Genomic DNA, 7,361 nt, shown 5'->3' with positions numbered 1-7,361 from the left:
GTGGTACCGCATGGAAGGGCCATCGCTCAACGGATAAAAGCTACCCCGGGGATAACAGGCTTATCTCCCCCAAGAGTCCACATCGACGGGGAGGTTTGGCACCTCGATGTCGGCTCGTCTCATCCTGGGGCTGGAGTAGGTCCCAAGGGTTGGGCTGTTCGCCCATTAAAGAGGCACGCGAGCTGGGTTCAGAACGTCGTGAGACAGTTCGGTCCCTATCCAGCGTGGGCGTAAGAAATTTGAGAGGAGCTGTCCTTAGTACGAGAGGACCGGGATGGGACGCACCCAATGGTGTACGAGTTGTTAGGCCACTAGCATGGCTCGGTAGCTAAGTGCGGAATTGATAAGTACTGAAAGCATCTAAGTACGAAGCAACCCTCAAGATAAGATTTCTTAGAGTAGGTAAAGAAAATACCTTTGATAGGTCCAAGGTGTAAGTGCAGTAATGTATTAAGCTAATGGATACTAAACTTTAAATCTTGACTGGAAATATTTATAGCTATTAATTAAGCCCGTCCGGCTCATAGAGGACCCGTGCGGAGCACTCGCAGCGAAGCGAGAATAGAAAATTAGGTTAAAACAGTATATTAAAAATATGGTGACGATGGCAGAAGGGATACACCTGTTCCCATACCGAACACAGAAGTTAAGCCTTCTAACGCCGATGGTACTCGGAGGGAGACCTCCCGGGAGACTAGGTAGTTGCCAAACTTACTTTTTTGTGAAGATTATATCTTCACAAAACTTGTAAGATTTTTTGACAAAACAATTTTAATATTTTATAATTATTACATATTATATGTGCTTAGGTAGCTCAATGGTGGAGCACCCGGCTGTTAACCGGTAGGTTGTGGGTTCGAGCCCCACCCTGAGCGCCAAATGCCGGGGTGGCGGAACTGGCAGACGCACAGGACTTAAAATCCTGCGGTGGTCAAACACCGTATCGGTTCGATTCCGATTCTCGGCACCAATAACGCGGGATGGAGCAGCTTGGTGGCTCGTCGGGCTCATAACCCGGAGGTCGTAGGTTCAAATCCTACTCCCGCAACCATACTTTTTGTATGTTTGTTTATGAAAAATATTAATAAGGCCCTATGGTCAAGCGGTTTATGATCCTAACCCAATTTATGAAATAAATTGATGGTAGGTCAGATGTCGCGAAATAGAAATCTTTGATTTCGTTATGGAGCCGACTAAGACATTTGCAGCTTGCTGCAATTTTAAAAGAAAGTATGTTTTTAAATATAATATTTATTGAGGCCCTATGGTCAAGCGGTTAAGACATCGCCCTTTCACGGCGGTATCCCGGGTTCAAATCCCGGTAGGGTCACCATTTTGGAAGTATAGCTCAGTTGGGAGAGCATCTGCCTTACAAGCAGGGGGTCACAGGTTCGAGCCCTGTTACTTCCACCATTAAATAAGTCTTGTGCTTATTTTATGGCTTAGTAGTTCAGTTGGTTAGAATGCTGCCCTGTCACGGCAGAGGTCGTGGGTTCGAATCCCATCTAAGTCGCCATTTGGATTTCAGAAGAGATCCAATGCGCTGATGTAGCTCAATTGGTAGAGCAATTGATTTGTAATCAATAGGTTGTAGGTTCAAGTCCTATCATCAGCTCCAATTTTATTGAGAATTATAAAATTGAATATTTGCTATATTTTTATTGCAAGAAATACAAATTTTGGGGAAGTTCCAGAGTTGGCCAAATGGGACGGACTGTAAATCCGTTAGCTTAGCTTTCAGTGGTTCGAATCCGCTCTTCCCCACCAATTTGCGGGTGTAGCTCAGTGGTAGAGCCCCAGCCTTCCAAGCTGGTTGCGAGGGTCCGATTCCCTTCACCCGCTCCATAAGCGCCTGTAGCTCAGCTGGATAGAGCAACGGACTTCTAATCCGTGTGTCGGAGGTTCGACTCCTCCCAGGCGCGCCATGTTGGGATATAGCCAAGTCGGTAAGGCACCAGACTTTGACTCTGGTATGCGTAGGTTCGAGTCCTGCTATCCCAGCCAATTTGATCCATTAGCTCAGTCGGTAGAGCACTTGACTTTTAATCAAGGTGTCCGGAGTTCGAATCTCCGATGGGTCACCATTAATATTATTTAATATTTATTTAGTGGTTATACTGGCAAGCTAAATAGGCAAGAAAGTTATTTTTAGCCACTGTATTTCTAGATTGATCCATTAGCTCAGTCGGTAGAGCACTTGACTTTTAATCAAGGTGTCCGGAGTTCGAATCTCCGATGGGTCACCAATATATGGAGAGGTACCGAAGCGGTCATAACGGGGCGGTCTTGAAAACCGTTAGAGTCTTACGGCTCACAAGGGTTCGAATCCCTTCCTCTCCGCCAAATAAAAAAAGTCAAAACAATGACTTTTTGGAGAAGTACTCAAGTGGCTGAAGAGGCTCCCCTGCTAAGGGAGTAGATCCTTTCAAAAGGGATGCGAGGGTTCAAATCCCTCCTTCTCCGCCATATGCCCAGATAGCTCAGTCGGTAGAGCAGGGGACTGAAAATCCCCGTGTCGGTGGTTCGATTCCGCCTCTGGGCACCAAAAAATCTCTTTCTTAATTGAGAGGTTTAAGTAGGGGTTTAGTTCAGTTGGTAGAACGTCGGTCTCCAAAACCGGATGTCACGGGTTCAAGTCCTGTAACCCCTGCCATTTAAATTTTATATATGGACCTGTAGCTCAGCAGGTTAGAGCGCACGCCTGATAAGCGTGAGGTCGGTAGTTCGAGTCTACTCAGGTCCACCAAAAACAAACCTAATTATGAATTTATTTCATAAAATTTTTTTATTAAAAATTACAAGGTTTTGTTTGGGCCTCTAGCTCAGTCGGTTAGAGCGCCCGGCTCATAACCGGTAGGTCCAGGGTTCGAGTCCCTGGAGGCCCACCAGATTTAACACCAATTTTTATTGGTGTTTTTCTTTTGCCAAAATTTATTTTTATTTTTATTTTTTTTCCTTATTTTTAAATACAATTACTTTTCATTTTTTTCTTTAATAAGAAAATTATATATTGTTCTTTTGGGTATATATTAATGAGTTAATTAGATTTTAAATTGAAAGGATATTTTATGGTTAAGGATAGAATTAAGAATCTTATTTTAGATAATGAAGAAAGTATGATAGATTTTAGAAGGAAGATGCATGAAAATCCTGAGCTTTCTATGAAGGAGTTTGAGACTAGTAAGTTTATTGCATCTTTTCTTGATCAGATGGGAATTTCTTATAGGTTTGCCAATCCTACAGGAATAATTGGTGAGATTAAGGGAAAAAGTGATAAAAAAACTGTGCTTTTAAGAGCAGATATTGATGCTCTTCCTATTTTGGAAACTAATGATGTTTCTTATAAGTCTAAAAATGAGGGTGTTTCTCATGCCTGTGGTCATGATACTCATTCTGCTATGCTTTTGACTGCATTAAAGGTTTTAAATGAAGTTAAAGATGAGCTTGATGGAATTGTACGTTTTGTTTTCCAACCAGGTGAAGAGACGGGTGAAGGTTCCAAGGCTATGGTAAAAGATGGTGTATTGGATGGGGTAGATAATGCTTTTGGCGCCCATATTTTTACTTCTTTTGATTCTGGAGTTTTGGGTGCAACTTATGGCCAAACTTTTGCTGCTAATGATTTTTTTAATATTCACTTTAAAGGCCTTACAAGCCACGGTTCTACTCCTCAAAAGGGCGTTGATGCTATGGTTATGGCAGCAACTTTTATTTTAAATTCCCAAGCTATTATTTCTCGTGAAATTGATTTGGCCGAAGAGCCTGTTGTTTTAACTTTTGGAAAAATTCACGGTGGTGAGGTTGCAAATTCTATTTGTGGTGATGTTTATATTGAGGCAGGTTTTAGGGCCTTTACTCAAGATAGCGTAGATTTTGTTGAAAAGAGATTGACTGAGTATGCAAATCAAGTTGCAAAGATGTACAGGGGCGAGGTTGAGATTGATTTTAATTTGGGAGCAGCTCCTGTTGTTATTGATGAGAATAGTGGAAAACTAACACAAAAGGTTGCAGCAGAAATTGTGGGAGAAGAAAATGTCGATAAAGATATTAGATTTTCTGGAAGTGAAGATTTCGGTTTGTATTTAACAGGATATGATGGAGTTAAGGGAGTAAAGGGATCTTTTGGTATGATTGGGGCAAGAAATTCTGATCCAAAGACCCATAATTTTAACCATGCTTCTGATTTTAATGTTGATGAGTCTGTTTTAAAAAATGGAGCTATGATGTACGCCCTTTATGCTTATGAATATTTAAGCCAAGATGAGTTTTAAAAATTTATTAGTAGAAATTCTTATTGTTTATACAATTTGAATTTCTATTTTTTTGTGTAAAATTTTGCAATAATTTTGTTTTTCTTATTAGTTATTATACAATGTTACTAGGTATTTCTACCTTTAGGAGGATTTATGAATGTTATTATTGTAGGAGCTGGTAAGGTTGGGTCTTATCTTACTAGCCAACTTTCTGATGAAGGGCACAATATTTTAGTTATAGAGAAAAATAAGGATGTTTTGGAAAGGCTTTTGGCTTCTAATGATGTTATGGGAATTTTGGGAGATGGTAGGGATCTTGATGTTCTTGAAGAGGCCAATGTTAGTGAATGTGACGTTTTTATTGCCATGACTTTTAATGATGATGTTAATTTGATTTCATCTATGATTGCTAAGAAAAAAGGGGCCAAATCTACCATAGTTAGGCTACGTGATCCAAGATATATTAAGGATGATGAGTTTATGAGAAAGACTATGGGGGTTGATAGGCTTGTAAATCCGGAATTTTCTGCTGCTAAGGAAATTCAAAGAACTTTAAAATATACTTATGCTGTTAATGTGGAAAATTTCTTGGATTCTAAGGTTATTTTGATTGAGCTTGAGATTGATGAAAATTCTAAGCTTAAAAATAAGTCTTTGATGGAGGTTAATTCAGAAGGGCTTTTGGGGAATACTATTATAGTTATAGGTGAGAAGGATGACCAGGTTGTTATACCAAATGGTAATCATATCCTAGAAGTTGGCGAGAAGATTTATGTGGCAGGTCCTAGGGAAGATATTGATATTTTTTATAAGAAGCAAGTTGACGATAGGAAAAACATTAAAAATGTTCTGATTGTTGGTGGAGGAGCCATTGCCTTATACCTTTCAAGACTTTTGCTTAAAAGAAATTTTAAGGTTACAGTTTTGGAAAATAATAAAGAAAGGGCCATGGATTTTTCTGAAAATCTTCCTGATTGTGATGTTATTAATGCTGATGGGACAGATCCTGAGATTTTGGATGAAGTTAGGATTGAAAATTATGATGCAGTGGTTGCCCTTACGGGAATTGATGAGGAAAATATTTTGATTTCCCTTCTTGCTAAAAAAAGAGGCATTGATAAGATAATCGCCAAGGTAAATAGGACTCAATTGTTAAAAATTACAGGAATTCTTGATGTTGATACAACTGTAACTCCAAAAAAATCAGCCTCATTTTTCGTTTCAAGACTTTTAAGGTCTAAGGAAAATTCTAGGGGAGAATCTATTTCAAACTTATTTAGGCTTTCTGATGATAGGGTTGAGGCTATTGATTTTACAGTAATTGAAAATTCGAAAGTTACAGGTAAGAAATTAAAAGATTTGAATGTTAAGTCTAATACTCTTATAGTGGGAATTTCTAGAGATAGTTTGGGTGGTAAAATCGAGGTTGCTAATGGTGAGAGTACAATCGAGCTTGGCGATAGGGTTATGGTTGTTACCAAACAAAAAGATTTTAAAGAGATAGATGATATATTGGAGTAGGTATGAATTTAAAGATTGTAAAATATTCACTTGGGAAATTATTATTAGTTCTTGCAGGACTTTTGACCTTTCCTCTTCTAGTTGCTCTTATTTATAGGGAAAGCTTGGAGGATATCAGAAATTTTGTAATTCCTATAATAATTTCTCTTGTCTTGGGAATTATTTTAAGTAAAAGAGGGGATAATAGGTCCCATTTATACACAAAAGAAGCTATGTTTATAACTGCATCAACCTGGGTTTTATTTTCGCTTATTGGGGCCATTCCTTTATTTTTGACCAAGTCAAATTATAATGGATATATTGATGCCTTGTTTGAAATGGTTTCAGGATTTACAACTTCTGGGGCATCTGTTGCCCTTAATGTGGAACTTTTGCCTCATTCAATAATTTTTTGGAGGTCGCTTTCTCACTTTGTAGGAGGAATGGGAATTTTGGTATTTACCCTTGCAATTTTACCAAATTCAAACAAAGAATCATCACTTTTGATGAAAAGTGAGGTTCCAGGACCAACTTTTGGAAAAATTACACCTAAATTGTCAGATACAGCAAGAAATTTATATGGTATGTATATAGTTTTGACAATTGTAACTATGATTTTGCTTCTATTGGGACATATGAATTTGTTTGAGTCAATAATTCATGCCTTTGGGGCAGCAGGAACTGGTGGATTTTCTAATAAGGGAATTTCCATCGGAGCCTATGATTCTAGGTATATTGAAGTGGTTCTTGCCGTAATGATGGCAGTATTTGGGATAAATTTTAATATTTATTTTTATGCAGTTACAAAAAATATTAGGGAAGCTGTAAAAAGTGAGGAATTAAAATGGTATATAGCAATAATTTTGATTTCATCAGCCTTAATTTTTTCAAATATTGTTTCCATATATAAAGATACAATTTATTCTTTAGTAAATTCGATTTTTACTGTATCATCAATAATTACAACTACAGGTTATGTTTCAGCTGATTTTGGAAGCTGGCCTTTATTTTCAAAATCTATAATTATAATGCTTATGTTTATAGGTGGATGTGCAGGATCAACTGCAGGAGGCCTCAAAGTTTCAAGATTTGTAATTTTGGTAAAGGGTGGGATAAACCAAATAAAAGAATCAATGAACCCAAGAAAAATCACTATAAATAGGCTTGATGGGAAAAAAGTTGATAATGAAACTGAAAGATCTGTTTCAAAATATTTGGTAATTTATATTTTGATTTTTATTGTTTTATTTATGATAGTTTCAATAGATATGAATGACTTTGAGACTGCCTTTGCTGCAGTATCTACAACCTTTAATAATGTAGGACCAGGTCTTGGAGCCTTTGGACCGATCACAACCTTTGAACAAATGTCCAAACTTTCAAAATTTGTCCTAACCATTGCCATGCTTTTGGGAAGGCTGGAAATATTTCCAATGTTATTAATTTTGTATCCATCAACTTATAGGAATTTGAGAAATAAATAAAGTTATTAATTACTGTTGCTAAGTTATGAATATATAGTTTTGCAACAGTCTTTTTTATAAATAAGGTTGGGAAATGAACAATTAAACTAAAAGTTGATAGTTTTTAAACCAATAGTTTCTTGAC

General features: G+C 37.5%; 3 protein-coding genes, 19 tRNA genes and 2 rRNA genes. All 24 read left to right on the top strand.

Going from position 1 to position 7,361, the window contains the following annotated elements:
• A 23S ribosomal RNA gene (locus ANHYDRO_RS05835) occupies positions 1-487 on the top strand; the annotation flags it as partial.
• 107 nt (positions 488-594) lie between these two features.
• Positions 595-711 (top strand): 5S ribosomal RNA (gene rrf, locus ANHYDRO_RS05830).
• 92 nt (positions 712-803) lie between these two features.
• Positions 804-878: transfer RNA gene (locus tag ANHYDRO_RS05825), tRNA-Asn, on the top strand.
• Between the two features lie 3 nt (positions 879-881).
• Positions 882-970 (top strand) — tRNA-Leu (locus ANHYDRO_RS05820).
• 4 nt (positions 971-974) lie between these two features.
• Positions 975-1,051 (top strand) — tRNA-Met (locus ANHYDRO_RS05815).
• 207 nt (positions 1,052-1,258) lie between these two features.
• A tRNA-Glu gene (locus ANHYDRO_RS05810) sits at positions 1,259-1,333 on the top strand.
• Between the two features lie 4 nt (positions 1,334-1,337).
• Positions 1,338-1,413, top strand: a tRNA-Val gene (locus tag ANHYDRO_RS05805).
• Positions 1,414-1,439: 26 nt separating this feature from the next.
• Positions 1,440-1,516, top strand: a tRNA-Asp gene (locus ANHYDRO_RS05800).
• Positions 1,517-1,542: 26 nt separating this feature from the next.
• Positions 1,543-1,618: transfer RNA gene (locus tag ANHYDRO_RS05795), tRNA-Thr, on the top strand.
• Positions 1,619-1,681: 63 nt separating this feature from the next.
• Positions 1,682-1,767: transfer RNA gene (locus ANHYDRO_RS05790), tRNA-Tyr, on the top strand.
• 4 nt (positions 1,768-1,771) lie between these two features.
• Positions 1,772-1,845: transfer RNA gene (locus ANHYDRO_RS05785), tRNA-Gly, on the top strand.
• A 3-nt stretch (positions 1,846-1,848) separates the two neighbouring features.
• Positions 1,849-1,925: transfer RNA gene (locus ANHYDRO_RS05780), tRNA-Arg, on the top strand.
• 3 nt (positions 1,926-1,928) lie between these two features.
• A tRNA-Gln gene (locus ANHYDRO_RS05775) sits at positions 1,929-2,004 on the top strand.
• A gap of 4 nt (positions 2,005-2,008) precedes the next feature.
• Positions 2,009-2,084 (top strand) — tRNA-Lys (locus ANHYDRO_RS05770).
• A gap of 86 nt (positions 2,085-2,170) precedes the next feature.
• Positions 2,171-2,246 (top strand) — tRNA-Lys (locus ANHYDRO_RS05765).
• 6 nt (positions 2,247-2,252) lie between these two features.
• Positions 2,253-2,343 (top strand) — tRNA-Ser (locus tag ANHYDRO_RS05760).
• A 29-nt stretch (positions 2,344-2,372) separates the two neighbouring features.
• Positions 2,373-2,466: transfer RNA gene (locus ANHYDRO_RS05755), tRNA-Ser, on the top strand.
• A gap of 3 nt (positions 2,467-2,469) precedes the next feature.
• Positions 2,470-2,545 (top strand) — tRNA-Phe (locus ANHYDRO_RS05750).
• Between the two features lie 32 nt (positions 2,546-2,577).
• A tRNA-Trp gene (locus tag ANHYDRO_RS05745) sits at positions 2,578-2,653 on the top strand.
• Positions 2,654-2,669: 16 nt separating this feature from the next.
• Positions 2,670-2,746 (top strand) — tRNA-Ile (locus ANHYDRO_RS05740).
• Between the two features lie 65 nt (positions 2,747-2,811).
• A tRNA-Ile gene (locus tag ANHYDRO_RS05735) sits at positions 2,812-2,888 on the top strand.
• Positions 2,889-3,068: 180 nt separating this feature from the next.
• Positions 3,069-4,271, top strand: a complete 1,203-nt coding sequence (locus ANHYDRO_RS05730; protein ID WP_004814451.1) for a M20 metallopeptidase family protein — start codon at positions 3,069-3,071, stop codon at positions 4,269-4,271.
• Positions 4,272-4,406: 135 nt separating this feature from the next.
• Positions 4,407-5,774, top strand: coding sequence for a Trk system potassium transporter TrkA (gene trkA / locus ANHYDRO_RS05725; protein WP_004814450.1), 1,368 nt, complete (start codon positions 4,407-4,409; stop codon positions 5,772-5,774).
• A 2-nt stretch (positions 5,775-5,776) separates the two neighbouring features.
• Positions 5,777-7,237: a TrkH family potassium uptake protein gene (locus ANHYDRO_RS05720; protein WP_004814449.1), complete on the top strand. Its 1,461-nt coding sequence runs from the start codon at positions 5,777-5,779 to the stop codon at positions 7,235-7,237.
• Positions 7,238-7,361: the final 124 nt, after the last annotated feature.

It is taken from the genome of Anaerococcus hydrogenalis DSM 7454 (genome assembly GCF_000173355.1).
Classification (GTDB): Bacteria; Bacillota; Clostridia; order Tissierellales; family Peptoniphilaceae; genus Anaerococcus; species Anaerococcus hydrogenalis.
The sequence above is the reverse complement of the archived record's forward strand: the minus strand, read 5'-3'. Positions and strand labels throughout refer to the sequence as shown.